This window comes from Mesorhizobium sp. C268A (assembly GCF_040324475.1).
Lineage (GTDB): Bacteria > Pseudomonadota > Alphaproteobacteria > Rhizobiales > Rhizobiaceae > Mesorhizobium.
Genome location: NZ_JAMYVX010000001.1, coordinates 3,772,766 through 3,798,835, shown reverse-complemented (window position 1 = coordinate 3,798,835; position 26,070 = coordinate 3,772,766). Strand labels below are relative to the sequence as shown.

23 protein-coding genes are annotated in these 26,070 nt (G+C 63.5%); 9 read left to right on the top strand and 14 right to left on the bottom strand.

The annotated features are described in order from the left end of the window. Positions 1-445: 445 nt before the first annotated feature. The 6 genes from NKL06_RS18465 to NKL06_RS18440 all read right to left on the bottom strand — a co-directional run bounded on the left by NKL06_RS18465 (position 446) and on the right by NKL06_RS18440 (position 6,255). Positions 446-853: a F0F1 ATP synthase subunit epsilon gene (locus NKL06_RS18465; RefSeq protein ID WP_023668674.1), complete on the bottom strand. Its 408-nt coding sequence runs from the start codon at positions 851-853 to the stop codon at positions 446-448. 109 nt (positions 854-962) lie between these two features. After that, positions 963-2,534, bottom strand: a complete 1,572-nt coding sequence (gene atpD / locus NKL06_RS18460) for a F0F1 ATP synthase subunit beta (RefSeq protein WP_023668673.1) — start codon at positions 2,532-2,534, stop codon at positions 963-965. A 70-nt stretch (positions 2,535-2,604) separates the two neighbouring features. Further along, entirely contained in the window at positions 2,605-3,489 is an 885-nt protein-coding gene (locus NKL06_RS18455; RefSeq protein WP_023668672.1) for a F0F1 ATP synthase subunit gamma, read from the bottom strand. A gap of 34 nt (positions 3,490-3,523) precedes the next feature. Beyond that, complete coding sequence (gene atpA, locus NKL06_RS18450) at positions 3,524-5,053, bottom strand: F0F1 ATP synthase subunit alpha (RefSeq protein ID WP_023684101.1); 1,530 nt, start codon at positions 5,051-5,053, stop codon at positions 3,524-3,526. Further along, the gene (locus NKL06_RS18445) at positions 5,053-5,613 is read right to left on the bottom strand and encodes a F0F1 ATP synthase subunit delta (RefSeq protein ID WP_023693180.1); all 561 of its coding nucleotides are present in this window, start codon (positions 5,611-5,613) and stop codon (positions 5,053-5,055) included. Before NKL06_RS18445 ends, atpA begins: the two co-directional genes overlap by 1 nt. A gap of 246 nt (positions 5,614-5,859) precedes the next feature. Next, positions 5,860-6,255 (bottom strand): AGROH133_08824 family phage infection protein, encoded by a 396-nt coding sequence (locus tag NKL06_RS18440; protein ID WP_023684099.1) that lies wholly within the window; start codon positions 6,253-6,255, stop codon positions 5,860-5,862. Between the two features lie 138 nt (positions 6,256-6,393). Here NKL06_RS18440 and NKL06_RS18435 point away from each other — a divergent pair, with 138 nt between their 5' ends. Further along, complete coding sequence (locus tag NKL06_RS18435) at positions 6,394-6,582, top strand: hypothetical protein (protein ID WP_023693181.1); 189 nt, start codon at positions 6,394-6,396, stop codon at positions 6,580-6,582. A 16-nt stretch (positions 6,583-6,598) separates the two neighbouring features. Here the strand turns inward: NKL06_RS18435 and NKL06_RS18430 are convergent, their stop codons facing one another. Further along, positions 6,599-7,294 carry an aspartate/glutamate racemase family protein gene (locus NKL06_RS18430; protein WP_023693182.1) on the bottom strand — a complete coding sequence of 232 codons (696 nt, stop codon included), beginning with the start codon at positions 7,292-7,294 and terminating at the stop codon, positions 6,599-6,601. A 36-nt stretch (positions 7,295-7,330) separates the two neighbouring features. After that, positions 7,331-9,514 carry a primosomal protein N' gene (locus NKL06_RS18425; RefSeq protein ID WP_023693183.1) on the bottom strand — a complete coding sequence of 728 codons (2,184 nt, stop codon included), beginning with the start codon at positions 9,512-9,514 and terminating at the stop codon, positions 7,331-7,333. A 90-nt stretch (positions 9,515-9,604) separates the two neighbouring features. Here NKL06_RS18425 and fsa point away from each other — a divergent pair, with 90 nt between their 5' ends. Then, on the top strand, positions 9,605-10,261 hold the full coding sequence (gene fsa / locus NKL06_RS18420) for a fructose-6-phosphate aldolase (RefSeq protein WP_023693184.1): 657 nt from the start codon (positions 9,605-9,607) through the stop codon (positions 10,259-10,261). Between the two features lie 89 nt (positions 10,262-10,350). On the opposite strand, the gene lptE is transcribed toward fsa, so the two are convergent. Together lptE and leuS are read right to left on the bottom strand one after the other, a co-directional pair. Beyond that, positions 10,351-10,947, bottom strand: coding sequence for an LPS assembly lipoprotein LptE (lptE, locus tag NKL06_RS18415; RefSeq protein ID WP_023693185.1), 597 nt, complete (start codon positions 10,945-10,947; stop codon positions 10,351-10,353). Beyond that, positions 10,934-13,561: a leucine--tRNA ligase gene (gene leuS, locus NKL06_RS18410; RefSeq protein WP_023693186.1), complete on the bottom strand. Its 2,628-nt coding sequence runs from the start codon at positions 13,559-13,561 to the stop codon at positions 10,934-10,936. Before leuS ends, lptE begins: the two co-directional genes overlap by 14 nt. 148 nt (positions 13,562-13,709) lie before the next feature. Between leuS and NKL06_RS18405 the strand changes: the two genes are divergently transcribed. Together NKL06_RS18405 and NKL06_RS18400 are read left to right on the top strand one after the other, a co-directional pair. Continuing rightward, positions 13,710-14,372: a YggS family pyridoxal phosphate-dependent enzyme gene (locus NKL06_RS18405; RefSeq protein WP_023693187.1), complete on the top strand. Its 663-nt coding sequence runs from the start codon at positions 13,710-13,712 to the stop codon at positions 14,370-14,372. Between the two features lie 423 nt (positions 14,373-14,795). Next, positions 14,796-15,845: an aldo/keto reductase gene (locus NKL06_RS18400; RefSeq protein ID WP_023693188.1), complete on the top strand. Its 1,050-nt coding sequence runs from the start codon at positions 14,796-14,798 to the stop codon at positions 15,843-15,845. Positions 15,846-15,953: 108 nt separating this feature from the next. Here NKL06_RS18400 and NKL06_RS18395 read toward each other — a convergent pair whose 3' ends face one another. Then, the gene (locus NKL06_RS18395) at positions 15,954-16,865 is read right to left on the bottom strand and encodes a LysR family transcriptional regulator (protein WP_023693189.1); all 912 of its coding nucleotides are present in this window, start codon (positions 16,863-16,865) and stop codon (positions 15,954-15,956) included. 123 nt (positions 16,866-16,988) lie between these two features. Here NKL06_RS18395 and NKL06_RS18390 point away from each other — a divergent pair, with 123 nt between their 5' ends. Then, positions 16,989-18,170, top strand: coding sequence for an MFS transporter (locus NKL06_RS18390; protein ID WP_286458483.1), 1,182 nt, complete (start codon positions 16,989-16,991; stop codon positions 18,168-18,170). Between the two features lie 43 nt (positions 18,171-18,213). After that, on the top strand, positions 18,214-19,248 hold the full coding sequence (locus tag NKL06_RS18385) for an aldo/keto reductase (RefSeq protein ID WP_023693190.1): 1,035 nt from the start codon (positions 18,214-18,216) through the stop codon (positions 19,246-19,248). A gap of 60 nt (positions 19,249-19,308) precedes the next feature. On the opposite strand, the gene NKL06_RS18380 is transcribed toward NKL06_RS18385, so the two are convergent. After that, positions 19,309-19,581 (bottom strand): usg protein, encoded by a 273-nt coding sequence (locus NKL06_RS18380; protein ID WP_023668649.1) that lies wholly within the window; start codon positions 19,579-19,581, stop codon positions 19,309-19,311. 305 nt (positions 19,582-19,886) lie between these two features. Between NKL06_RS18380 and acs the strand changes: the two genes are divergently transcribed. Together acs and NKL06_RS18370 are read left to right on the top strand one after the other, a co-directional pair. Then, the gene (gene acs / locus NKL06_RS18375; RefSeq protein WP_023693191.1) at positions 19,887-21,842 is read left to right on the top strand and encodes an acetate--CoA ligase; all 1,956 of its coding nucleotides are present in this window, start codon (positions 19,887-19,889) and stop codon (positions 21,840-21,842) included. Positions 21,843-21,851: 9 nt separating this feature from the next. Then, a complete protein-coding gene (locus NKL06_RS18370) occupies positions 21,852-22,589 on the top strand; it encodes an MOSC domain-containing protein (RefSeq protein WP_023693192.1) in 738 nt (245 codons plus the stop codon). A gap of 66 nt (positions 22,590-22,655) precedes the next feature. Here NKL06_RS18370 and NKL06_RS18365 read toward each other — a convergent pair whose 3' ends face one another. Further along, a complete protein-coding gene (locus NKL06_RS18365) occupies positions 22,656-23,924 on the bottom strand; it encodes a class I SAM-dependent methyltransferase (protein ID WP_023693193.1) in 1,269 nt (422 codons plus the stop codon). Positions 23,925-24,310: 386 nt separating this feature from the next. Beyond that, entirely contained in the window at positions 24,311-25,180 is an 870-nt protein-coding gene (locus NKL06_RS18360; protein WP_023693194.1) for a transglutaminase-like domain-containing protein, read from the bottom strand. Positions 25,181-25,360: 180 nt separating this feature from the next. Here NKL06_RS18360 and NKL06_RS18355 point away from each other — a divergent pair, with 180 nt between their 5' ends. Beyond that, the gene (locus NKL06_RS18355) at positions 25,361-26,026 is read left to right on the top strand and encodes an HAD-IA family hydrolase (RefSeq protein WP_023693195.1); all 666 of its coding nucleotides are present in this window, start codon (positions 25,361-25,363) and stop codon (positions 26,024-26,026) included. Positions 26,027-26,070 lie beyond the last annotated feature (44 nt).

Genomic DNA, 26,070 nt, shown 5'->3' with positions numbered 1-26,070 from the left:
TGCTTATGGCGCTGATCACCACCAGGCTGGCAACCGCCGGCCGGCCGGCGCCGATCCAAAGGAACCCGCCGAACGGACCGCCAAAGGCCGCGATCAGCGCCGTCGTCCACCGGGATCGCGAGGCCGCTTCCGGTTGCGTTGTCTGTTCCGTCATCGGCCACCCCAAATCGATAGACAGCCGGACTGTCGAACAACCAGAAAGCAGGGGCAAGCCCCGATCCGACTGTACCGCCGCAGCCAAATCGCGGTTCCGCCGGCGCCATCGCCTAATACAAGCTCATCTCGCCCTGACTGGCAGCCGGCATGCCGCCACCCGATCTGATCATGCTGGCTGCCCGCCCTGAAATCCCGCCAAGGCCCTGCGCCTATGCGAGACGATCCAGGATGGCGGCCGCAACAAAAAAGCCGGGCTGAGCCCGGCCTTTTCTTCAAGTCATTCTGCGGCTTACGCCGGCAGCAGCGCGCCTTCGAGCGTGGTAAGCTGGCTAAGGAACTGCTCCGCCTTGCTGCGGCTCTGGTCGTCCTTGGCGTCGGCGGCGTCTTCCTTGGCTTCCTGGATGCGGCGGGCGAGATCGGCGCGGTCGATATCGCCGACGGCGACCGCCGATTCGGCGAGCAGCGTGCAGCCGGCAGGGACGATGTCGGCAAAGCCGCCGAACACCACATAGCGCTCTTCCTTGCCGCCGGCGGTCTTCAGCGTGACGACGCCCGGCTTGATCGTGGTCATGACTGGCGCATGGTGCGCCATGACTGTCATTTCACCTTCGGCGCCTGGAATGACGACGGACTCGACCTGCTCGGAAACCAGGAGGCGCTCCGGCGAGACCAGTTCGAACTTGAAAGCTTCAGCCATGTCAATTTAGTGAGTAGGGAATAGTGAGTAGGGAGTAGGGAGAGGACAGCTGTCCTGATCACCCGGCCGCTATTCACTACTGACTACTGACTACTCCCTATTGCCTTGATTACGCTGCTTCAGCCGCCAGGCGCTGAGCCTTCTCGACCGCTTCGTCGATGCCGCCGACCATGTAGAAGGCGGCTTCCGGCAGGTGATCGTAGTCGCCGTTGCAGAGGCCCTTGAAGCCCTTGATTGTGTCGGCGAGGTCGACCAGCTTGCCCGGCGCACCCGTAAACACTTCGGCGACGAAGAACGGCTGCGACAGGAAGCGCTCGATCTTGCGGGCGCGGGCCACCGTCTGCTTGTCCTCTTCCGAAAGCTCATCCATGCCAAGGATGGCGATAATGTCCTGCAGCGACTTGTAGCGCTGGAGGATCGACTGCACCTGGCGGGCGACGGCATAGTGCTCCTCGCCGACGACCAGCGGATCGAGCATGCGCGAGGTCGAGTCGAGCGGATCGACGGCGGGGTAGATGCCCTTTTCCGAGATCGCGCGGTTGAGCACGGTCGTCGCGTCCAGGTGGGCGAACGAGGTCGCAGGCGCCGGGTCTGTCAAATCGTCGGCCGGCACGTAGATCGCCTGCACCGAAGTGATCGAACCCTTGGTCGTTGTGGTGATGCGTTCCTGCAGCGCACCCATGTCGGTGGCCAGCGTTGGCTGGTAACCCACGGCCGAAGGAATACGGCCGAGCAGCGCCGACACTTCAGAACCGGCCTGCGTGAAGCGGAAGATGTTGTCGACGAAGAACAGCACGTCCTGGCCCTGGTCGCGGAAATATTCGGCGACCGTCAGGCCGGTCAGGCCGACGCGGGCACGCGCGCCCGGCGGCTCGTTCATCTGGCCATAGACCAGTGCCGCCTTGGAGCCTTCGCCGCCGCCCTTCTTGTTGACGCCGGACTCGATGAACTCGTGATAAAGATCGTTGCCCTCGCGGGTGCGCTCGCCGACGCCGGCGAAGACCGAGAAGCCGCCATGCGCCTTGGCGACGTTGTTGATCAGCTCCTGGATCAGAACCGTCTTGCCGACGCCGGCGCCGCCGAACAGGCCGATCTTGCCTCCGCGGGCGTAGGGCGCCAGAAGGTCGAGCACCTTGATGCCGGTGATCAGGATCTGCGCTTCCGTCGACTGTTCGACATAGGTAGGCGCCGGCTGGTGGATGGCGCGCATTTCGATGCCGTCGACCGGGCCTTCTTCGTCGACCGGCTCGCCGATGACGTTGATGATGCGGCCGAGCATGCCCGGGCCGACCGGAACGGTGATCGGCGCGCCGGTGTCATAGACGTCCTGGCCGCGAACCAGGCCTTCGGTGGAATCCATGGCGATGCAGCGCACGGTGTTTTCGCCCAGATGCTGGGCAACTTCGAGCACCAGGCGGTTGCCGACATTGGAGGTTTCGATGGCGTTCAAAATGGCCGGCAGGTGATCGCCGAACTGCACGTCGACGACGGCGCCGATGACCTGGCGAACCTTGCCGATGGCGCCGGTCTTCTTGACGGCAACGCTCGTCGTCTTCGCTGCCGGGGCCGCGGCCTTGGCGGGCGCGGCCGCCTTCTTGGCCGGAGCGGCCTTCGCCGCTGCTGCCGGAGCCTTTGCCGCCGCCTTGGGGGCCGTCTTCGCGGGGGTCGCTGCTTTCGCCATCGTCTTTACCCTTCTCGTCCTTTGTTTCTCACGCTCCATCAGAAGGTCGATGACCTCCTGGCGGTCGCGCCTAGAGCGCTTCGGCGCCCGAAATGATTTCGATCAGTTCCTTGGTGATCTGCGCCTGCCGCTGGCGGTTATAGGTGATCGACAGTTTGTTGATCATGTCGCCGGCGTTGCGCGTTGCATTGTCCATGGCGCTCATCTTGGCGCCCATCTCGCCGGCTGCGTTTTCGAGCAGCGCGCGGAAGACCTGGACCGAGATGTTGCGCGGAATGAGGTCGGTGAGGATCTCGCCCGGTTCCGGCTCGTATTCGTAGACGGCGTTGCCACCAGCGGTCGCTTCGGCCGGAGCGGAAGCCACGCCGGCAGGAATGATCTGCTGCGCGGTCGGAATCTGGCTGATCACCGACTTGAACTGCGAATAAAACAGCGTGCAGATATCGAAGCCGCCTTCGCCGAACAGATGGATGATCTTACGGGCGATGGCATCGGCATTGACGAAGCCGAGCTTCTTGACATCGCGCAGGTCGACGCGGTCGATAATCAGCGAGGCATAGTCTCGGCGCAGGATGTCGAAGCCCTTCTTGCCGACGCAGATGATCTTGACCTGCTTGCCGTCGGCCAGCAGCCGGCGGATATGATCGCGGGCCAGACGTGCGATCTGCGAGTTGAAGCCGCCGCAAAGGCCGCGCTCGGCGGTGCAGACGACGAGCAGATGCACATCGTCCTTGCCGGTGCCGGTCATCAGTGCCGGGGCATCGCCGCCGCCGCCGATCGCCTGCGTGATATTGGCCAGCACCGCACCCATCCGCTCGGAATAGGGACGCGCCGCTTCCGCCGCTTCCTGCGCGCGGCGCAGCTTCGCCGCGGCGACCATCTGCATCGCCTTGGTGATCTTCTGCGTCGCCTTGACCGAGGCGATACGGTTACGAAGGTCTTTTAATGAAGGCATGCTTCAAACCTGATCCCGAGCGTCCGGCTTCTTCTCAAGCGAAGGTCTTGGCGAAGGCGTCGATCTCGGCCTTCAGCTTGGCGCGCAGATCGTCCGACAGCGCCTTTTCCTTGCGGATGCCGTCCAGCACGTCCTTGCCGGCCGAGCGCATATGGCTGAGCAGGCCGTGCTCGAACTTGCCGACCTGGTTCAGCGCCAGCTTGTCGAGATAGCCGTTGACGCCGGCGAAGATCACCGTGACCTGCTCCTCGACCTTGAGCGGCGAGAACTGCGGCTGCTTCAGAAGTTCGGTCAGGCGCGAGCCGCGGTTGAGCAGGCGCTGCGTGGCGGCGTCGAGATCGGAGCCGAACTGCGCGAACGCAGCCATTTCGCGGTACTGCGCGAGCTCGCCCTTGATCGAGCCGGCGACCTGCTTCATCGCCTTGATTTGCGCCGACGAACCGACGCGCGACACCGACAGGCCGACGTTGACCGCCGGACGGATGCCCTGGAAGAACAGGTTGGTTTCGAGGAAGATCTGACCGTCGGTGATCGAGATCACGTTGGTCGGAATGTAGGCCGACACGTCGTTGGCCTGGGTCTCGATGATCGGCAGCGCGGTCAGCGAACCGCCGCCCAGATCGTCGTTGAGCTTGGCGGCGCGCTCGAGCAGGCGCGAATGCAGATAGAACACGTCGCCCGGATAGGCTTCGCGGCCCGGCGGGCGGCGCAGCAACAGCGACATCTGGCGATAGGCGACGGCCTGCTTCGACAGATCGTCATAGCTGATCAGCGCATGCATGCCGTTGTCGCGGAAATATTCGCCCATGGTGGCGCCGGTGAACGGCGCCAGGAACTGCATCGGCGCCGGATCGGAAGCGGTGGCGGCGACGATGATCGAATATTCAAGCGCGCCGCGCTCTTCGAGAACCTTCACGAACTGCGCGACCGTCGAGCGCTTCTGCCCGATGGCGACGTAGACGCAGTAGAGCTTTTCCTTTTCCGGCCCGTTGTCGTGCACGGCCTTCTGGTTGAGCATCGTGTCGAGGATGATCGCGGTCTTGCCGGTCTGGCGATCGCCGATGACCAGCTCGCGCTGGCCGCGGCCAACGGGGATCAGCGCATCGATGGCCTTGAGGCCGGTCGACATCGGCTCGTTGACCGACTTGCGCGGGATGATGCCTGGCGCCTTGACGTCGACGCGCTTGCGTTCGGTCGCCTTGATCGGGCCCTTGCCGTCGATCGGATTGCCGAGCGCGTCGACGACGCGGCCGAGCAGGCCCATGCCGACAGGCGTATCGACGATGGCGCCGGTGCGCTTGACGATGTCGCCTTCCTTGATGTCGCGGTCGGCGCCGAAGATGACGACGCCGACATTGTCGGCTTCGAGGTTGAGCGCCATGCCGCGGATGCCGCCGGGGAACTCGACCATTTCGCCGGCCTGGACATTGTCGAGGCCGTAGACGCGAGCGATACCGTCACCGACGGACAGCACCTGGCCGACTTCGGAGACCTCGGCCTCCTTGCCGAAATTCTTGATCTGGTCTTTGAGAATTGCGGAAATTTCCGCGGCGCGGATGTCCATCAGCCGACCTCTTTCAGTGCAAGCTTGAGCGAATTGAGTTTGGTTTTGAGCGACGTATCGATCAGGCGCGAGCCCATCTTGACCACCAGCCCACCGAGCAGCGACGGATCGACGGTGACGGAGATGGCCACGTCCTTGCCGGCGACGCCTTTCAGCGCGGCCTTGAGTTCGGTCTGCTGGGCAGCCGTCAGTTCATGCGCCGAAGTGACCTCGGCTGATGTCTCACCGCGCTGTTCGGCGGCGATCTTGCGAAAAGCCTTGACCATGCCGGGCACCGCGAAGAGCCGGCGGTTGCGGGCGACGACGCGCAGGAAATTGCCGGTCAGGCCGGTGATGCCGGCCTTGTCGGCGATCGACGCGATTGCCTTGGCCTGGTCCTCGCTGGAGAACACCGGGCTGTTGATGAGGCGCGTCAGGTCGGCGCTGTCATCCAGCATCTTGGCGAAACTGTTGAGGTCGGCCTCGACCTTGGCCACCGAATTCGACTGCAGCGCAAGTTCGAACAGCGAACCCGCGTAGCGTTCTGCGACACCTGAGATTGGCGATGACGATTGAGCCACGGACCGTCTTTTCTCTTGTCTGAGGGGCCGCAGATTGTTGGCGCGAGCAAAAACTCTGGCTAAATCTTTGACCTTACTAAGTTTTTCCAAGCACGGAGGCGCGGCTTCCGCTATCCCCGGCCGAAAGTCGATTGCCGTCTAGCACAGGCATTTTAAGACCGCAATGCGTCGTTCCGCATGCTTTTCGGGCACTATTGTCGCATCCGGCCGTAGAGTTCAACCGAAGCCTTTGGATTGGCTGCCGATTCAGGGCAGAAAGCCGAAGACGAAGGCGAGCGGCAACGCGGCCAGGACGAGTTCGACGACGATCGACGCCCAGTTGAAAGGCGTGTTGGCGCCGTCCGACATCATCGACAGCAAACGGCCAAAAGCGGTGAACAGCCAGGAAAAGCCGAGTGCCATATAGAGCCACGGCTGCGCCAACAGAATGCAGCACAGGCTGACGCCGAGATAGAAGCCCGACATGCGGCCGCGCCCTTCCGCGATTGCCGCTGCCCTTTCGGGCCGGACCTGCAGCCGCAGAATCCGAAATGCCAGCCCTGGCGCGAGGAAAAACAGCAGACCGAGCGCCAAGGTGACGACGGCGCTGGACCAAGCCAGCCATTCGCCCTGGCTGGTCGGCCAAGGAAACGCGAATTCCATCTTGCTTTCATCCCCTCACAGCAATGCCGGATGCATTGAATGTCGCTGCAAAAAGAAGTCAAGCGCGCGGCAGTTTCGGCGCGCAATTCGTGAAGGAGCGGAAGGCTGTTTAGGCCGCGCACGCGTCCGGCCAGCATCGTGGCCAACCTGTATTGTCAGGCGACGCCTCCCTCCTATCTGCAGGACCGGTTTTGCACAGCCAAAGGCCCCGACACCGGTCGCCTTTATTTCCTGACCGGGCACCTCAATCTGGCCGGCACGGAAGCAGATCGATGGAAGCTGAAAGTGGCCGGCAGCGGCAATGTCGCCGTGGCTGCCCAGCCCTGATCCTTGTTTTGACCCTTCAGGGCAGCATGAATGCGACCGCCGCCTCGGCATGGATGCGCGTGGTGTCGAACACCGGAATGTCGAAATCGCGCTCGCCAATCAACATGGTGATCTCGGTGCAGCCCATGATGACGCCATCGATCTTCTCATCGCGCCGCAGACGGGCGACCTCGTCGATATAGGCCGCCTTCGATGCCGCGCTGACGATGCCCCGGCAAAGCTCGTCGTAGATTACCTGGTGCACCATGTCGCGCCCGGCCTGGTCCGGCACCACGGGCTGCAGCCCGTATTTCTCCGTCAGCCGGCCCTTGTAGAAATCCTGCTCCATGGTGAAGCGCGTCGCCAGCAGCGCCGGCCGCTTGACGCCGGCGCCCTTGACCGCGACTGCCGTGGCGTCGGCAATGTGGATAAGCGGGATCGGCACCGCCGCCTGCACCCGGTCGGCGAGCTTGTGCATGGTGTTGGTGCAGATCAAAAGCCCCTCTGCGCCGCCCGCCTCCAGCTTGCGCGCCGCATCCGCCAGCAGCACGCCCGCACTGTCCCAGTCGCCATGATGCTGCCGGTCGGCGATTTCGGCGAAGTCGAAGGAATAGAGCAACAGCTTTGCCGAATGCAGCCCGCCGAGCCGCTCGCGCACGATCTCGTTGAGCAAGCGGTAATAGATGGCGGTCGATTCCCAGCTCATGCCACCGAGCAGGCCAAGGGTTTTCATAGCGTCATTGCTCCGCTGAAAATTGCGCCATCAATCTTACAAAAAGCTCTGCGGGTCGATGTCGACCTGCACGCGGACCGAGCCGCGTTGCTTCGGCCCTTCAGCCAGCATGGTGCGGATGAAGCCTTGCATGTCGGCCCGCCGCTCGCCCTGGATCAGCAAGCGGAAGCGGTGGCGCCCGCCAAGCAGCGACAGCGGCGCCTCAGCCGGGCCGAGCACGAACAGGTCACTGGCCTGGGGTGCTGCGCGGCGCAGGCCGCGCGCATGTCCCTCGGCCTCCGCCCGGGTCACCGCGCTGACGATGACGCCGGCGAGCCTGCCGAAGGGCGGCAGTGCGGCCCGTTCGCGCTCATTGATCTCGCGTTCGTAAAACGCCTCTGCGTCGCCCGACACGATCGCCCGCATCACCGGATGGTCCGGCTGGAAAGTCTGCAGCAGGCCGAGGCTCTTCTTGCCGGTGCGGCCGGCGCGTCCAGTCACCTGGCTGAGCAATTGGAAGGTGCGCTCAGCGGCGCGCGGATCGCCATTGGCGAGGCCGAGATCGGCATCGACGACGCCGACCAGCGTCATGTTGGGAAAGTTATGGCCCTTGGCGACCAGCTGCGTGCCGATGACGATGTCGGCCTCGCCATTGGCGATGGCCTCGAGCTCCAGCCGCAGCCGGCGCACCCCGCCCATCAAATCGGATGACAGGACGATCGTGCGCGCGTCGGGGAAATGCGCCACGACTTCTTCAGCTATCCGCTCGACGCCAGGCCCGCAGGCGACCAGATGGTCGAGCGTGCCGCATTCCGGACAAGCCTCCGGCCGCTTCTCGTTGTGCCCGCAATGATGGCAGACGAGTTGGCCGCGAAAGCGGTGCTCGACCAGCCAGGCCGAACAAACCGGGCAGCCGAAGCGGTGGCCGCAGACACGGCACAGCGTCAGCGGCGCATAGCCGCGCCGGTTGAGGAACAGCAGCGACTGCTCCTTCTTCTCCAGCGTGCGCTGCATCTCTCCAATCAGCAGCGGCGACAGAAACCCCCCGCGCGCCGGCGGCGCGCGGCGCATGTCGATCGATTTGAGATGCGGAAGCGCCGCCTCCGCGAAGCGGGCAGAGAGAACCGCTCTATCGTATTTACCTTGGCTCGCATTGACCCGGCTTTCGACCGACGGCGTCGCCGACGCCAGCACCACCGGAAAGCCGCTGATATGGCCGCGCACCACCGCCATGTCGCGGGCATTGTAGAAGACGCGGTCCTCCTGCTTGTAGGCGGGGTCGTGTTCCTCGTCGACGACGATCAGACCGAGTTCGCAAAACGGCAGGAACAGCGCCGAGCGCGCACCGGCGACGACCCGCACGCCGCCTTCCGCCACCTGTCGCCAGACCTTTTCGCGCATTCTGGGCGGCAGGTCGGAATGCCATTCCGCCGGCTTGGCGCCGAAGCGCTGCTGGAAGCGTTCGAGGAAGGCATGCGTCAGCGCGATTTCCGGCAGCAGGATCAGCACCTGCTTGCCCTGGTCTAGAGCGGCCGCCACCGCCTCAAAATAAACCTCCGTCTTACCCGATCCGGTGACGCCGTCGAGCAGCGTGACGTTGAAAGCGGCAGCCGCGACATTGGCGCGCAGCATGGCGGCGGCATCGGCCTGGTCCGGCATCAGCTCCGGCATGGCGTAGGAGGGATCGGGCGCTGCGACCACCGGTCGCGGCGGGATCATCACCGTCTCGAACACGCCTTGCGCCTTGAGCCCCTCGATCACCGTCGACGACACGCCCGCCGCATGCGCCAGGCCCGAGCGCGTCCAGGCAAGCCCGCCTTCGGCCGTCTCCAGCACGCGCGTCCTGGCATCCGTCATCCGGTCTGGCATGAGAAGGGTCCGCTGCAGGCCCTCGATCCACGGTTCGGGGTCAAAGGCCTCCGGCGCCCTGAGCAGCATGCGCGCCACCATGCCGGGCGGCGACAGCGTGTAATGCGCCAGCCAGTCGACAAAGCGGCGCATGCCGCGATCAATCGGCGGACAGTCGAAAACCTGCTCGATCGGCCGCAATTTCCTGGCGTCGACCTTTTCGACCACGCCGTCCCAGACGATGCCGGCAACCTGGCGCGGACCGAGCGGCACGCGCACGATGGAGCCCGGCACCACGCGCATGCCGGCGGGCACAGCGTAGGTGTAGGGCCGTTCGGCCGGCATCGGCACCAGCACCGGCGCGGCTGCGACAAAGGGCGAATCTTCGATCATCGGGCGTGACCTTGCCCCGACTTTGGTCTAGATCAAAGGGCAACCCCGAATGTGCATGACGTGCACATGGAAATCTTTCAGGAGACCCCCATGAAATTTTTTGTCGACACCGCTGACATCAAGGACATCAAGGAACTGAACGATTTGGGGCTGCTCGACGGCGTCACCACCAATCCCTCGCTGATCCTGAAATCCGGCGGCAAGATCGCCGAGGTCACCAAGCAGATCTGCGACATCGTCAAGGGTCCTGTCTCGGCCGAGGTCGTGGCGTCCGAATACAAGGACATGATGGCCGAGGCCAAGGTCCTGGCCAAGATCGCCGACAATATCTGCATCAAGGTGCCGCTGACGCTGGACGGTTTGCGTGCCTGCAGGACGATCCGCACCGAAATGAACCGCATGGTCAATGTGACGCTGTGCTTCTCGGCCAATCAGGCGCTGCTCGCCGCGAAGGCCGGCGCCTCCTTCATCTCGCCCTTCGTCGGCCGCGTCGACGACACCGGCGCGGACGGCATGGAGCTGATCCAGGAGATCCGGCAGATCTACGACAATTACGATTTCGACACCGAGATCCTCGTCGCTTCGGTTCGCACCGTGAACCACGTCAAGCAGGCAGCCCTGATCGGCGCCGATGTCGTTACCGCGCCGGCCGCGACGCTGAAGGCGCTGGTCAAGCACCCGTTGACCGACAAGGGCCTGGATCAGTTCGCGGCCGACTGGGCCAAGACCGGCCAGAAGATCGGCTGAGATCGGGTTCGATACAAACGAAAAAGGCCGGGAAACCGGCCTTTTTATTGCGGAACTGCTAAAGTCGAGTTGGCAAGGCCACGGAATGCTCAGGCCTTCTTGCCGTGCCTGACCAAGTCCTGGGCGACCGACAGGCTCACCATTTCAGCCAGTTCGCGCGCGGCACGGTTTTCGGCGTCGATCTGCGCCCGGTAGGAGGCGAACTCCTGGGTCGGCTTGTCGAAGGATGACGGGATCGAACGTTTGCCGGTGGCAATGACCGCGCCGGTTTTGGCATCGGTCAGCACATAGTTTGCGGTCAGCGTCACCGTGCCCGCCGTCGGCTCGTCTTCGTCGGTCTGGATCTGCACTTGCGCTGCCGATTCGACCAGTTCGGTGACGCCGAGATCGAGCATGTAGACCGGCGCCGGCGGCTCACCGGCGCCCTGGCCAAAGGCAAAGATCAGATTGTTGCGGACCTGTTGGGCATAGCGCGTCTTGACCGGCTTGACCGCGATCGACGCCATTTCAGCTGAAGCGCTGACGGTCGAGCCTGCCGTCAGCGGCGCGCTGGAATAGAGCGGCCTGACCGTGCAGGCCGAAACCAGCACCATCGAGACGACCATGCCGTACAGCGCTGCGCGGCGCAGCAAACGCGTCGTCTTTTCGAGATCAGGCCCCATCCTTCTGAAGTCAAGCAACGACATTGACGATCCTCTGCGGCACGATGATCACCTTGCGGGGCGCCTTACCTTCCAGCGCTTTCTGCACGAAGTCGAGGGCCAGCACCGCTTTTTCGACCGCACCTTGGTCCGCGTCGCGAGCAATTGTCAAATCGCCGCGCTTCTTGCCGTTGACCTGGACCGGCAGCACGATCTCGTTGTCGACGACGAGCGAGGGATCATAGACCGGCCACGGCCGTTCGGCGACCAGATCGGCGCCGGCCAGCGTATGCCAGCACTCCTCCGCCAGATGCGGCATGACCGGCGCCACCACATGCACCAAGATTTCCACCGCCTCGCGGCAGGCGCCTTTCAGCGCCGCATCGGCCTCGCCCTCGGCAACGTCGTTGAGCGGCGTGGTCAAGGCATTGGCCAGTTCGTAGATGCGGGCGATGGCGCGGTTGAAGCCGAGCTTCTCGATGTCCTCGCCAATGGCCTTCAGGATCTTGTGCGCGGCCTTGGAAACGGCACCCGCCTCGCCCTCCTTCGCCGCCTGCGGCTTGACCCCGTCCAGCGTTTCGGCGGCGATCGACACCAGGCGCCAGACGCGCTGGATGAAGCGATGCGCGCCGGCGGCGCCATCGTCGGTCCATTCGACGTCGCGCTCGGGCGGCGAATCCGACAGCATGAACCAACGCGCGGTGTCGGCGCCGTAGCCGTCGGTGATGTCTTCCGGGCTCACCGTGTTCTTCTTCGACTTCGACATCTTTTCGAGCGAGCCGATTGCCGCCTCTTCGCCGGTGGCGATCTCGATGGCGCGGCGCTTGCCGCCGACGTCCTCGATCCTGACCTCCGCCGGCGACAGCCAGCGGCCATTGTTCGACGCGCCGCCGACGCGGTAGGTCTCGTGCACCACCATGCCTTGCGTAAACAGGCCCTTGAACGGTTCGGCCAGGTCCAGATGTCCGGTCTCGCGCATGGCGCGGGTGAAGAAGCGCGAATAGAGCAAATGCAGGATCGCGTGTTCGATGCCGCCAATATACTGGTCGACCGCCAGCCAGTCATCGGCAGCCTTCGGCTCGGTCGGCTCATTGGCCCAGGGCGCGGTGAAGCGCGCGAAATACCACGACGAATCGACGAACGTGTCCATCGTGTCGGTCTCGCGCCGCGCATCCCTGCCGCATTGCGGGCATTTGACATGACGCCAGGTTGGGTGACGGTCGAGCGGATTGCCGGGACGGTCGAACTCGATGTCGTCCGGCAGCTTGACCGGCAGGTCGGCCTTCGGCACCGGCACCACGCCGCAATCCTCGCAATGGATCATCGGGATCGGGCAGCCCCAGTAGCGCTGGCGCGAAATGCCCCAGTCGCGCAGGCGGAAGTTCACCTTGCGCTCGGCCATCAGCCGGCCGCCGATGGTCTTCTGCTCCAAGAGCTTTGCGACTTCGTCGAATGCCTGCTCCGGTTTCATGCCGTCGAGGAAGCGCGAATTGATCATCACGCCGTCATCGACATAGGCCTCTTCCGTGATCTGGAAGGTCTTTGCGTCGGCATCTTCCGGCATCACCACCGGAATGACCGGCAGGCCGTATTTGTTGGCGAAGTCGAGGTCGCGCTGGTCACCCGACGGGCAGCCGAAGATGGCGCCGGTGCCGTATTCCATCAGCACGAAATTGGCGACATAGACCGGCAGCGTCCATGAGTCGTCGAACGGATGGACGACGCGAATGCCGGTGTCGAAGCCCTTCTTCTCGGCCGTCTCAAGTGCGGCCACCGACGTGCCCATGTGACGGACCTCGTCGATGAACTTGGCCAGCTCGACATTGGTCTCGGCCGCCTTTTTGGCCAGCGGATGGTCGGCGGCAACCGCCATGAACGACGCGCCGAAGATGGTGTCGGGCCGGGTCGTGTAGACTTCCAGTTCGTGCGTGTCGCCTACCGGGGCGGCCAGCGGCCAACGGATCAGCAGCCCTTCCGAGCGGCCGATCCAGTTCTGCTGCATCAGCTTGACCTTTTCTGGCCACTCGCCGAGCCCGTTCAGCGAATCCAGCAAATCCTGCGCGTAGTCGGTGATCTTGAAGAACCACTGCGTCAGCTCGCGCTGTTCTACCAGCGCACCCGAGCGCCAACCGCGGCCGTCGATAACCTGCTCGTTGGCGAGCACCGTCATGTCCTCCGGGTCCCAATTGACCTTGGAGGATTTGCGCGTCACCAGCCCCTTCTCGACGAAATCGAGGAACAGCATCTGCTGGCGGTGGTAATAGTCGACGTCGCAGGTGGCGAATTCACGCGCCCAGTCCAGCGACAGGCCCATCATCTTGAGCTGCTCGCGCATGGCGGCGATGTTGGCGTAGGTCCATTCCTTGGGATGGACCTTGTTCTGCATGGCGGCATTTTCGGCCGGCATGCCGAAGGCGTCCCAACCCATCGGGTGCAGCACGTTGAAGCCCTTGGCCCGCTTGTAGCGCGCCACCACGTCGCCCATCGTGTAGTTGCGGGTGTGCCCGATATGAATCTTCCCCGACGGATAGGGGAACATCTCCAGCACGTAGTATTTCGGCTTCGGGTCGTTGTTGTGCGCTTCGAACAGCTTCTTTTCAGCCCAGGCTTTCTGCCATTTGGGCTCTGACGCGCGCGGATTGTATCGTTCGGTTGCCATCGGATGATTTTCACTTAAAAGCAGGCGCAGACCGCCGGACAAGGCCCGGTGGCCAAGATAAATATCGTCGCGGTGTTCACCATGGATTGCCGGACCCGTCAACTGCGGTGAGCCGGCCAAGACGATTAAAGACAGGCAGGATATAGGCATGGCCAGCGCCGTCGAACAGTTTTTCGCCGTCAGGACGAGGATCACTGCTGCCGAGCGCGAGGCCGGCCGCGGCGCCGGTTCCGTGACACTGGTTGCGGTGTCGAAGACTTTTGAGGCCGACGCCATCCGCCCGGTCATCGAGGCAGGCCAGCGCGTCTTCGGCGAAAACCGCGTTCAGGAAGCGCAAGGTAAATGGCCGGCGTTGAAAGCCGAATTCCCCGACATCGAGTTGCATCTCATCGGCCCGCTGCAGTCGAACAAGGCGAAGGAAGCCGTTGCCTTGGCAGACGTTATCGAGACCGTCGACCGCGAGAAGATCGCCGCCGAACTCGCCAAGGAGATCATGCGCCAGGGCCGGAAACCAAAGCTCTATGTCCAGGTCAACACCGGCTCGGAGCCGCAAAAGGCCGGCATCGAGCCGCGCGACGCCGTTGCCTTCGTCGCCCGTTGCCGCGACGTCCACGGGCTCGCCATTGAGGGCCTGATGTGCATTCCGCCGGCGGATGAAAACCCCGGCCCGCATTTCGCCCTGCTGGAAAAGCTCGGCAAGGAGGCCGGGGTCGCAAAACTGTCGATGGGCATGTCCGGCGACTTCGAGACCGCCATAGCCTTCGGCGCCACCAGCGTCCGCGTCGGCTCGGCGATTTTTGGGAGCCGGTAAGCCAATTTCGACGATATACGATTGGCAGCGGGCGATCGTGCTTTCGTCATCCTATGGCGAAGCAAGGAGCGAAGCGACGCGGCGCAGACCATAGGATCCATGCCGCGACATCTGAGCTCCGCTGCAGTGAAGAATTTCTGCTCCGCCGCGCCCTTTGGTCAGGGTCGCGGCATGGATCCTCGGGTCTTCGCGACGCCGCTCCGCGGCTGCTCCGCCCGTGGATGACGAAGTGAGAAACGTTTCGGCTAATCTCCAACGTTTCCGTTCCGAGCAATTATGATCCACCGGACAACCCCAGCGAATGCCCGGCGTGGCTAAGGTTCCATGATGCCAGACGCGACGCGTCCATTGTGCCACCACTGGAAACGAAACGCACCGTTCCTATTTGCTTGGCGTCATCACCAATCTGCTGGAGCTGCACCCATGCGCTACAACCAACTCGGAAATACGGGGATGTTCGTCTCCGAACTGTGCCTCGGCACCATGACTTTCGGCGCCGCCGGCGAGAATGCCCAATGGGGCCTCATCGCCAGTCTCGACCAGAAGGGCGTCAACGACATCGTTGCCCGCTCCATTGCCGCCGGCGTCAATTTCTTCGACACGGCCGACGTCTATTCCTTCGGTGACTCAGAACGCCTGCTCGGCCAGTCGCTCAGGGATCTCGGCGTCAAGCGCTCCGACGTCGTCATCGCCACCAAGGTTCACGGCGCCATGGGCCAGGGTCCGAATGAACGCGGCTCGTCGCGCGGCCACATCATGGATTCGGTCGAGGGCAGCCTCGAACGTTTGCAGCTCGATCATATCGATCTCTACCAGTTGCATGGCACCGACACGGTGACGCCTATCGACGAGACGCTGCGGGCGTTCGACGATCTCGTCGCCAGCGGCAAGGTCCGTTATGTCGGCGTCTCTAACTGGCAGGCCTGGCGCATCGCCAAGGCACTGGGCATTGCCGAGCGCAAGGGTTTCTCCCGTTTTGAGACCATCCAGTCCTACTATTCGATCGCCGGCCGCGACCTCGAACGTGAGATCGTGCCGCTGATCAACGAGGAGAAGCTCGGGCTGATGGTGTGGTCGCCGATGGCCGGCGGCCTGCTGTCGGGCAAATACGGCCCCGGCGCGCCCGGCAATGGCGAAGGCCGCCGCGCCGCCTTCAACTTCCCACCTGTAAACGAGGATCGCGCCTGGGCAGCGGTCGCCGTCATGCGCGACATCGCCAGGAAGCACGATGTCAGCGTCGCGACGGTGGCGCTCGGCTATGTCCTGGCCAAACCCTTCGTCATGAGTGTCATCATCGGCGCCAGCCGCATGGAGCAGCTGGAACAGAACCTTGCCGCCGCCGAAGTGAAGCTCGACGCCGACGATCTCGCCAAGCTCGATGAGGTTAGCGCCCTGCCTTCCGAATATCCCGGCTGGATGCTGGAGCGCCAGGGCGCCGGCCGCCGCCCTGCGCCGTTCACGCCGAAGAAGTAGTCGCCTTCAATTGGATACTTGGGGGCCCATTGGGCTCCCCAAAATCGTTCAGGCTCTATTTTTGTTTGAGCATGATCTTCTCCGAAAACCGGATTCCACTTTTCGGGATCATGCTCCCATCCGCACGCTTTCGACCAGAAAGTCGAGACAGGCCCGCACCCGTGCCGGCAGATGCCGGCCCTGTCCGACATAGACGGCGTGTGTAGGCTCCTCGTCGCCCGGATTGAAATCCTCCAGCAGCGCCGTCAGCCGCCCCGCCGCAATGTCATCGGCCACATGCCAGTGCGCCAGCCGCGCGATGCCGGCGCCGCCAACCGCCATCAGCCGCATCGACTCGCCATCGCCAACCACTGTGTTTCCCGCAATTGGAGCCATGACGGCATTGCCGGCTGCGTCCACAAACGGCCAGCCGTCGACATGCCTGATAAAGCCGAAAGCCATGCGATTGTGCCGGTCGAGGTCGGCTGGTGTCAGCGGCGTGCCATGCATTACGAGATAGGAAGGCGCGGCCACGACCGCCATCCGGCTTTGTCCAAGCTTGCGCGCCACCAGCCGCGACTCGCCGAGCGGTCCGGCGCGGATCGCGACGTCGGCGCGCTCAGCCATCAGGTCGATGACGCTGTCGGTCAGCACCAGATCAACCGAAATCTCGGGATAGCGTTCGAGGAAGCGTGGCAACAGCGGGATCAGCCGGTGAACCCCGAACGGCACGTAGCTGTTGACGCGCAGCCGTCCGCGCGGCGCCGCGCCCACGGCGGCTTCGCGCTCGGCTGCCGCCATGTCGGCCAGGATGCGCACCCCGCTGTCGTAGAAGGCCGTGCCTTCCGGCGTCATTTGCAGCTTGCGCGTCGAGCGGCTGACCAATCGTGCACCGAGCCGCGCCTCCAGCCGCGCGATCAATTTGCTGACCGCCGACGGCGTCATGCGCAGCGCACGCGCCGCCGCCGAGAAGCTGCCCGCCTCGACGACGCGCACGAACACTTCGATCTCGCCGGAACGGTTGATATCGGGTCTGGCCATTTGTGAATCTATTTCACAGGAAATATGCCCAAGGCAAGTCTGGTTCACAAGGCATGGCAACACGATCTCTGCGGTCGGGGCGCGGGTCTGGTCGCGTTCATCGAGTTCGAACTGGAAACCGCCATGCCTCTTGCTCTCTACGCCCTCGCTGCCGGCGCCTTCGGCATCGGTGTCACCGAATTCGTCATCATGGGGCTGCTGATCGATGTCAGCAAAGATCTCGGAGTCTCGATCTCGGCCGCCGGCCAGTTGATTTCGGGCTACGCGTTGGGCGTCGTCATCGGCGCGCCGCTTTTGACCATCGCCACCGGCAACTGGCCCCGCAAGACCGTCCTTCTGGCCCTTATGGCGATCTTCACGCTCGGCAACCTCGCCTGTGCGATCGCCCCCGACTACTGGACGCTGATGGGCGCCCGCATCATCACCGCCTTTGCCCATGGCACTTTCTTTGGCGTCGGCTCGGTGGTCGCCACCGGCCTGGTCGCGCCCAACAAGAAAGCCTCGGCGATCGCGCTGATGTTCACCGGCCTGACTATCGCCAACATCCTCGGCGTGCCCTTCGGCACTTGGCTCGGCCAGACCTTCGGCTGGCGCGCCACCTTCTGGGCCGTAACCCTGGTCGGCTTGGCAGCCTTTGCCGTCATCCTGCTTCTGGTGCCGCGCAGCAAGGAAGCGCCCGAGAAGACCAATCTGCGCGCCGACCTCGCAGTGCTGCGCCGCACGCCGGTGCTGCTCGGCCTCGCCACCACCGTGCTCGGCTATGCCGGCGTCTTCGCCGTCTTCACCTACATCGCCCCGCTGCTCACCGAGATCACCGGTTTTGGGGAAGCCGCCGTGTCGCCGATCCTGCTCGTCTTCGGTGGCGGTCTTATCGCCGGCAATCTGCTTGGCGGCAAGGTCGCCGACCGCTGGCTGGTGCCGGCGGTGCTCGGCAGCCTCGTGGTGCTGGCGTTGGTGCTGGCCACAATGACCTTCGCCGTCCACAGCCAAATCCTGGCCGTCATCTATGTCGGCCTGCTTGGTGCCGCCGCCTTCGCCACCGTGGCGCCGCTGCAGATGTGGGTGCTGGAAAAGGCGCAAGGCGCGGGCCAGAGCCTCGCCTCGTCCTTCAACATCGCCGCCTTCAACCTCGGCAATGCCGCCGGCGCTTGGCTTGGCGGCGCGGTGATTGCCCATGACCTCGGCCTCGGCTCACTAACCTGGATCGCCGCTTTGCTGCCGGTCGCGGCTCTTGGCGTCGCTGCCCTGGCGCTGCGCCTCGATCGCGCCCCCACAATCGGGGTGCCGGTCTGCGCCCAGTCATGAGCATCACGCGCAATCCTTCTTCGACATCATCAAGGAGCATAAAATGGATTATCGACGTCTCGGCGCATCGGGCCTGAAAGTGCCCGCACTCTCTTTCGGCGCCGGCACTTTCGGCGGCTCCGGGCCGCTGTTCGGGGCCTGGGGCAACAGCGATGCCAAGGAAGCGCGGCGGCTGATCGACATCTGCCTCGAGGCCGGCGTCAATCTGTTCGACACCGCCGATGTCAATTCGAACGGCGCCTCCGAGGAAGTGCTTGGCGAAGCCATCAAAGGCCGCCGCGACGCGGTGCTGATCTCGACCAAGACTTCGCTGCCGATGGGCGACAGACCGGCCGACTACGGCTCGTCGCGCTCGCGGCTGATCAAAGCCGTCGACGCCGCCCTGAAGCGCATGGGCACCGATTACATCGACCTGTTGCAGCTGCACGCCTTCGATGCCGGCACGCCGATCGAGGAGGTGTTGTCGACGCTGGACGACCTCGTGCGCGCCGGCAAGCTGCGCTATGTCGGCGTCTCCAACTTCTCCGGCTGGCAGGTGATGAAATCGCTGGCGGAAGCCGACAAGCATGGCTACCCGCGCTACGCCGCGCATCAGGTCTACTACTCGCTGGTCGGTCGCGACTATGAATGGGAGCTGATGCCGCTCGGTATCGACCAGGGCATCGGCGCGCTGGTGTGGAGCCCGCTCGGCTGGGGCCGCCTGACCGGCGAGATCCGCCGCGGCCAGCCCCTGCCGGAAAAGAGCCGGCTGCACGACACCGCCGATTTCGGCCCGCCGGTCGCGGACGAACATCTCTACCGGGTCATGGATGCGCTTGATGCGATGGCTGAAGAGACCGGCAAGACCGTGCCGCAGATCGCCATCAACTGGCTGTTGCGGCGCCCGACCGTGTCCTCCGTCATCATCGGCGCCCGCAACGAGGAACAGCTGCGCCAGAACCTCGGCGCCGTCGGCTGGGCGTTGACGCCGGAGCAGGTCAAAAAGCTCGACATGGCAAGCGAAGTGACCGCGCCCTACCCGTACTTCCCCTATCTCCGCCAGGAAGGTTTCGCCCGGCTGAACCCGCCTGCGGTGTGATCACACGACGTTGAAGCTGCCAATCTCCCCCCTTGCGGGGGAGATCAGCTATACTGCCGCTCAGTGCAGCACGAACTCCCCATCCACCTTCCGCCATTCGTTCGGCGCGATCAGCTTCTGGTGCGTGTAGCTGATCGAATGCAGCGGCCCGTCGAGCCTGGCCTTCCAGAACTCGATGAACTTGATCAGCACCGGAAACTTCGGCGCCAGATCGTAATCCTGCCAGATGAAGCTCTGCAGCAGATGCGGGTGGTCGGGAAAATGGTACAGAATCTTGGCCGTGGTCAGGCCATACCCCTTGAGCATCAGGTCCATTTCGGAATGATCGCGCATGACAGCCCCTTGGCCTAGTTGATTCTCCATTCCTCCCAACACCGAATTGTGCGCGCCGTTCCTTAACTGTCTATGATTTTCCTGATCCCAGTCGGGTTTTATGCACGAAAACATGCAGTTAGCAGCGACCGCTGCCGAGTGCTGATGCAACCGAAACGGGAGCTGCGGCATCCCGCCACGCGAATCCAACGTCTAATGTTGCCGTCAGCGCGGAACTGTTAATAATGCCGCCGAATTCGCGGCTGCGTCGCCGTGATCCTGGCTGAGGTCAAGCCGGCGGGCTCGTTTGGGAGGAAAGTGAAGACATGTCCGAGGTGAAGATCCACCGCGTCCAGCCGGCGTGGAAGAAGAATGCGCTGATCGACAACGACACCTACCTCAAATGGTATGCCGACAGCGTGAAGAATCCGGACAAGTTCTGGGGCAAGCACGGCAAGCGCATCGACTGGTTCAAGCCGTTCAGCAAGGTCAAGAACACCTCCTTCGAGGGCAAGGTCTCGATCAAATGGTTTGAGGACGGCGAAACCAACGTCTCCTACAACTGCATCGACCGCCATTTGAAGAAGCGCGGCAACCAGACAGCCATCATCTGGGAAGGCGACAATCCCTACGACGACAAGAAGATCACCTACAACGAGCTCTACGAGCATGTCTGCCGGCTCGCCAATGTGATGAAGAAGCACGGCGTCAGGAAGGGCGACCGCGTCACCATCTACATGCCGATGATCCCGGAAGCGGCCTACGCGATGCTGGCTTGCACCCGCATCGGCGCCATCCACTCGATCGTCTTCGGCGGCTTTTCACCGGACGCGCTGGCCGGCCGCATCGATGACTGCAAGTCGACCTTCGTCATCACGGCCGACGAGGGCCTGCGCGGCGGCAAGCCGATCCCGCTGAAGGAAAACACCGACAGAGCGATCGAAATCGCCGCCAAGGCCGGCACCAAGGTCGATAAGGTGGTCGTCGTGCGCCGCACCGGCGGCAAGACCGGCTGGGTTCAGGGACGCGACATCTGGTACCATGACGAGATCGCCACGGTGAAAGGCGACTGCAAGCCGGAGAAGATGAAGGCCGAGGATCCGCTGTTCATCCTCTATACCTCAGGCTCGACCGGCAAGCCGAAGGGCGTGCTGCACACCACCGCCGGCTATCTCGTCTATGTCTCGATGACCCACCAATATGTCTTCGACTACCATGATGGCGATATCTACTGGTGCACCGCCGATGTCGGTTGGGTCACCGGCCACAGCTACATCGTCTATGGCCCGCTCGCCAACGGCGCCACCACGCTGATGTTCGAGGGCGTGCCGAATTACCCCTCGCAGTCGCGCTTCTGGGAAGTCATCGACAAGCACAAGGTCAACATCTTCTACACTGCGCCGACGGCACTGCGCGCGCTGATGGGCGCCGGCGACGAACCGGTGAAGAAGACCTCGCGCAAGTCGCTGCGCGTGCTGGGCTCAGTCGGCGAACCGATCAATCCGGAAGCCTGGGAGTGGTATTTCAACATCGTCGGCAACGGCAAGGTGCCGATCGTCGACACATGGTGGCAGACCGAGACCGGCGGCATCCTGATCACGCCGCTGCCCGGCGCCACCGACCTCAAGGCTGGTTCGGCGACGCGGCCCTTCTTCGGCATCAGGCCGCAGCTGGTCGACGGCGAAGGTAGGGTGCTGGAAGGGGCGGCCGACGGCAATCTCTGCATCGCCGATTCCTGGCCCGGCCAGATGCGCACCGTCTATGGCGATCATGACCGCTTCGTGCAGACCTATTTCTCCACCTACAAGGGCAAATACTTCACCGGTGACGGCTGTCGCCGCGACGCCGATGGCTATTACTGGATCACCGGCCGCGTCGACGACGTCATCAACGTTTCCGGCCACCGCATGGGAACGGCCGAGGTCGAATCGGCGCTCGTCAGCCATGAGAAGGTGTCGGAAGCAGCTGTCGTCGGCTATCCCCACGACATCAAGGGCCAGGGCATCTACAGCTACGTTACCTTGATGAAAGGCGTGGAGCCGAGCGAGGAACTGCGCAAGGAGCTCGTGGCCCATGTCCGCAAGGAGATCGGCGCCATCGCCTCGCCCGACAAGCTGCAGTTCGCACCCGGACTGCCGAAAACCCGCTCCGGCAAGATCATGCGCCGTATCCTGCGCAAGATCGCCGAGGACGATTTTTCCGCGCTCGGCGATACCTCGACACTGGCCGATCCGGCCGTGGTCGATGATCTGATCGCCAACCGCCAGAACAAGAAGGGCTGAGGGGATTTGATGGCTGCACTGGGCGCAGTCACGGAGCTCTGGCGTTACCCCGCAAGTTCGCTTGCCGGCGAACGCCAGGACGCCATTTCGGTCGGCCTTGAAACCATCGACGGCGACCGGCTGTTCGGCCTTGTCGATGTCTCGGACAATGAGATCGCGCGGCCCGACCGCGACGCCAAGTGGCACAAGGTGCCGCGCATCTGCACCCGGCTCACCAACGATCGCGAGCTGGAGATCGCCGTTCCCGACGGCGACTGGCTGGCAGTGCCGGGTGTGGAATGCGACCAAGCCATCTCGGCCTATCTCGGCTTCGCCGCCTCGATCCGGCCGTTCAGCCAGGACAACGCCCCCGGCTACACCGGCCCGCTCACCGCGGCGCGCTACCGCAAAGCGCCGATCCATCTCTTGACCACCGCATCGCTGGCGCGGCTAAAGGCGCTGCACCCCGAAGGCATTCCCGATCCGCGCCGCTTCCGCCCCAACATTGTCGTCGACATGGCGGCGGTCGAGAGCTCGTTTCCCGAGACCGAATGGATTGGCCGCAAGCTTGCCATCGGCGACCTGCTGGTGACCGTCTCGGAGCCGTGCCGCCGCTGCGGCTTCACCATCATCAGCCAGGACGGCTTCGACCACGATCCCGGCATCCTGCGCAATCTGGTCCGCCACAACGCCCATAATCTCGGCGTCTATTGCACTGTGGACAGGCCTGCCGGCGTCGAGATCGGCGCGCCGATGCGGTTCGTGTAGGCCTCTACCGCGAGGCAGCGAATCGCAGACCTTGGAAAGCGTGGGGTTCGGCCCCGAATCCTATCTCTACCGATACAGATCCGCCCGTGTCGGCGGCAGCCCGCTCAGGCCGCGTGCGCGTTTGGTGACGACGGTCTGAAAAATCTGCGCCGAGGCGCGCTCGAAGGTGATCGAGCAGCCGGTGAGATAAAGCAGCCACAGCCGTGCCTTGGCCTCGCCGACTTCGGCGACCGCCTCGTCGAAGCGAGCCTGTAGCCGCTGGGCCCACAGCCGGCAGGTGCGCGCATAGTGCTCGCGCAGATTCTCGACGTCGTAGACCAGGAAGCCATGCGCCTCCAGATTGCCCAGCGTCATGCCGATCGTGTCGAGTTCCCCGCCGGGGAAAATGTATTTGAGCAGCGCCTTGAACTCCGGCCCCTTGCGCAAGGTTTTCTTCAAGTCGCCCTTGCTTCGCCTGGTGATGGCGTGGTGCAGATAGATGCCGCCGGGCTTCAGCAAGCGATGGATGGTCTTGAAATAGGTGGCGTGGTTGGCGAGGCCGAGATGCTCGAACATGCCGATCGACGATATCTTGTCGAAGGAGCCTTTGAGTTCCGCATAGGATTTGATCTCGATGGTGATGCGGTCCTGCAGCCCTTCGGCGCGGATGCGCTCGCGGGCGAGATCGGTCTGCGCCTGCGACAGCGACACGCCATGGCCGACGACGCCGTAATTTTTGGCCGCATGGATCAGCATGGCGCCCCAGCCGCAGCCGATGTCGAGCAGCTTTTCGCCCGATTTCAGCCTGAGCTTGCGGCAGATATGGTCGAGCTTGTCGGCCTGCGCTTGGTCGATGCCATCGGCGAAATCCTTAAAGTAGCCGCAGCTGTAGACCATGCGCTCGTCGAGGAAGAGCCGGTAAAAGGCATTCGAAATGTCGTAGTGATGCTGGATCGCCTCCTGGCTCGACCCGCTGACATAGGGGTTGCGACCCGACAGATCGGTGCGTGCACTCATCTGCTTGCGTGACAGGAGCACCGCCGGCAGGTCGCGCAGGATCGCCAGCTTCGGCAGCGACTTGAGCTTGGTCCTGAGCTTGCCTTGCGACGGCAGTGCATAAAAATCGAAAATCGTCCCGTCTTCGACGTCTATCGTCTTGGAGATCCACATCTCGATCAGCGTCGACAGTGATGGCCGCTTCACCACCTGCCAGACGATGTCCTGGTCGTTGATGGTGAGCACGGGCCCGGTGGCGGGACCGATCCGCTCGCCGGTCCACAGCTTGACCGCAAAACCCGGCTTCAGCGTTTCGATCACCGTTCGCACGATGCGCGCGGCCTTCTCGGCTGCCTCCATGGCCATCCTCCCGAGTCCTGACAATCCACCTTGCATGGATTTTGCCCGCCCTCGCGGCTCTTCGCAACCCGGCGCAAAAGGCGGCTCGCCAGCTATTTCAAATCGGCATCTTGTTTTTTGCTGCAACGCACCCCATCATCTGTGCGTGTTCAACAAATCGAAAGGACGTGATCCGATGTCGAGTGATTTCGTTTTCCAGAACGTGGCCTCAGCGGATTGCACTTTCGGGAAGCAGTCTTCCCGTTAAGGCGCGCGAAGCGCGGCGGGTGACTCCGGTCGCCGCCATTGGCCGCGCCACGGACGGAAACACGGAAGGCCGCCGGCTTCGTCAAGAAGCGGCGGCCTTTTCCATTCCGGATTGTGTGTCGAAGCGGATCAGAATCCGGTCACGCCAGCATCCGCGCGCTCACCGTCTTGTCGACGCCGTGATAGGGCGGGTTGAACAGATTGCCTTCCTGCTCGTAGGTCCAGACCTTGAACAGCGAAAGTTGGTGCGGGCCGAAGCTGTGCAGCAGCGGGACATCCGTGGCATCACGACCGCGCGCGATGACGACGCGGCCTATCCTCGGACGATTATGACGCGGGTCGAACGTGTACCATTTGCCGTCGAGGAACACTTCCATCCAGGCCGAAAAATCCATCGGCGCCGGGTCGGCCGGTACGCCGATGTCGCCGAGATAACCGTTCACATAGCGGGCCGGGATGTTCATGCAGCGGCAGAGCGTGATCGCCAGATGGGCGAAGTCGCGGCATACACCAACCTGCTCCTCATGCGCTTGGGCTGCGGTGCGCGTCGACCGCGCATAGCCATAGCCGAAGGACAGCCGGTTGTGGACATAGTCGACGATCGCCTGCACCCGCGCCCAGCCGGAGGGAACATGGCCGAAAAGCTGCCAGGCCAGACTGCTCAGATGATCGGTCTCGCAATAGCGGCTGCCGAGGAGGTAGCCGAGCACATCGTCCGGCAGTTCCGCCACCGGCACTTCCCTGGCCAGCGTGTTGACCGCGTCAGGCTCCCCGCTGTCCTCGACGGCTGCGTCATAGAGAATGCGGAAACTGCCGGCGGGTGCGGTGAAGCGGCGGCAGGTATTGCCGAACAGATCGTGATAGACCTTGCTCGGCACTGAAGGCGACGTCAGCACGCGCGTCTGCCGTTTGATGTCGGCCTGACGATCCCTGTGGATATCAAGCAGCGAGATGACCGGCGTGGCGCCGACGCATTCAATGGCGATTTCGTAGCCGAGCCGGATCAGCACAATGATTGCCCCTTCGATCCCGTGGAAAACAGTATGCTCAAAACGCCAGAGGCGGGACCATGGTTCCCTGGAACTATCGAAAAGGCTCTCGCGCGGCTTCCCAGGCAGGCGTGGCGACGTTACGGTCGCACGACATGTTTCGACCCTCCCGAAACGATCCCTAACCCCATGGAAAATCGGATGTTTGCAGGCAGAAAATTCGCCGCGTTCCTGTTCGATATGGATGGCACGGTGCTCAATTCGATCGCCTCGGCCGAGCGCGTCTGGGCGGCGTGGGCGCTTAAGCACGGTCTCGACGTCGAAGCCTTCCTGCCGACGATCCATGGCGTGCGGGCGGTCGAGACCATCACCAGGCTGGCGCTTCCCGGCGTCGACCCTGTTCATGAGGCGTTTGTGCTGTTGCAGGCCGAGTCGGACGATGTCGAAGGCGTGCTGCCGATCGCTGGCGCCGTGCCGTTCCTCAACGCTTTGCCGCCAGAGCGCTGGGCGATCGTCACCTCGGCGCCGCGCCCGTTGGCGCTGCTGCGCATGCGGGCCGCCGGCATCCCGGTTCCCGCCTTGGTGGTCGCGGCCGAGGATGTGTCGCACGGCAAGCCGGCGCCCGACTGTTTCCTGCTGGCGGCAAAACGGCTCGGCGTCGATATCGGCGACTGTCTGGTCTTCGAGGACGCACCGGCCGGTATCGCGGCGGCGGAAGCAGCGGGCGCGTCGGTGATGGTGATCAGCGCCACTCACCAGCATCCAATGACGACTCAGCACAACTCGATTGGCGGCTACGAAACCGTCTCCATCACGATCGATGACAGCGGCTGGATGACGTTGGGGGCACAGCGCAGCGCGGCCTGAGAACTGGAGAACTGGAGAACTGCTGTGCGCCTTTTTCTTCAACT

What these genes read in the sequence shown, in the direction of transcription:
- NKL06_RS18440 (WP_023684099.1), bottom strand. Translation starts at nt 6,255, where the DNA reads ATGGAATTCGCGTTTCCTTGGCCGACCAGCCAGGGCGAATGGCTGGCT.
- fsa (WP_023693184.1), top strand. Translation starts at nt 9,605, where the DNA reads ATGAAATTTTTTGTCGACACCGCTGACATCAAGGACATCAAGGAACTG.
- NKL06_RS18370 (WP_023693192.1), top strand. Translation starts at nt 21,852, where the DNA reads ATGGCTGCACTGGGCGCAGTCACGGAGCTCTGGCGTTACCCCGCAAGT.
- acs (WP_023693191.1), top strand. Translation starts at nt 19,887, where the DNA reads ATGTCCGAGGTGAAGATCCACCGCGTCCAGCCGGCGTGGAAGAAGAAT.
- NKL06_RS18380 (WP_023668649.1), bottom strand. Translation starts at nt 19,581, where the DNA reads ATGCGCGATCATTCCGAAATGGACCTGATGCTCAAGGGGTATGGCCTG.
- NKL06_RS18430 (WP_023693182.1), bottom strand. Translation starts at nt 7,294, where the DNA reads ATGAAAACCCTTGGCCTGCTCGGTGGCATGAGCTGGGAATCGACCGCC.
- NKL06_RS18355 (WP_023693195.1), top strand. Translation starts at nt 25,361, where the DNA reads ATGTTTGCAGGCAGAAAATTCGCCGCGTTCCTGTTCGATATGGATGGC.
- lptE (WP_023693185.1), bottom strand. Translation starts at nt 10,947, where the DNA reads ATGTCGTTGCTTGACTTCAGAAGGATGGGGCCTGATCTCGAAAAGACG.
- NKL06_RS18365 (WP_023693193.1), bottom strand. Translation starts at nt 23,924, where the DNA reads ATGGAGGCAGCCGAGAAGGCCGCGCGCATCGTGCGAACGGTGATCGAA.
- leuS (WP_023693186.1), bottom strand. Translation starts at nt 13,561, where the DNA reads ATGGCAACCGAACGATACAATCCGCGCGCGTCAGAGCCCAAATGGCAG.
- NKL06_RS18390 (WP_286458483.1), top strand. Translation starts at nt 16,989, where the DNA reads ATGCCTCTTGCTCTCTACGCCCTCGCTGCCGGCGCCTTCGGCATCGGT.
- NKL06_RS18455 (WP_023668672.1), bottom strand. Translation starts at nt 3,489, where the DNA reads ATGCCTTCATTAAAAGACCTTCGTAACCGTATCGCCTCGGTCAAGGCG.
- NKL06_RS18465 (WP_023668674.1), bottom strand. Translation starts at nt 853, where the DNA reads ATGGCTGAAGCTTTCAAGTTCGAACTGGTCTCGCCGGAGCGCCTCCTG.
- atpA (WP_023684101.1), bottom strand. Translation starts at nt 5,053, where the DNA reads ATGGACATCCGCGCCGCGGAAATTTCCGCAATTCTCAAAGACCAGATC.
- atpD (WP_023668673.1), bottom strand. Translation starts at nt 2,534, where the DNA reads ATGGCGAAAGCAGCGACCCCCGCGAAGACGGCCCCCAAGGCGGCGGCA.
- NKL06_RS18425 (WP_023693183.1), bottom strand. Translation starts at nt 9,514, where the DNA reads ATGATCGAAGATTCGCCCTTTGTCGCAGCCGCGCCGGTGCTGGTGCCG.
- NKL06_RS18400 (WP_023693188.1), top strand. Translation starts at nt 14,796, where the DNA reads ATGCGCTACAACCAACTCGGAAATACGGGGATGTTCGTCTCCGAACTG.
- NKL06_RS18385 (WP_023693190.1), top strand. Translation starts at nt 18,214, where the DNA reads ATGGATTATCGACGTCTCGGCGCATCGGGCCTGAAAGTGCCCGCACTC.
- NKL06_RS18395 (WP_023693189.1), bottom strand. Translation starts at nt 16,865, where the DNA reads ATGGCCAGACCCGATATCAACCGTTCCGGCGAGATCGAAGTGTTCGTG.
- NKL06_RS18405 (WP_023693187.1), top strand. Translation starts at nt 13,710, where the DNA reads ATGGCCAGCGCCGTCGAACAGTTTTTCGCCGTCAGGACGAGGATCACT.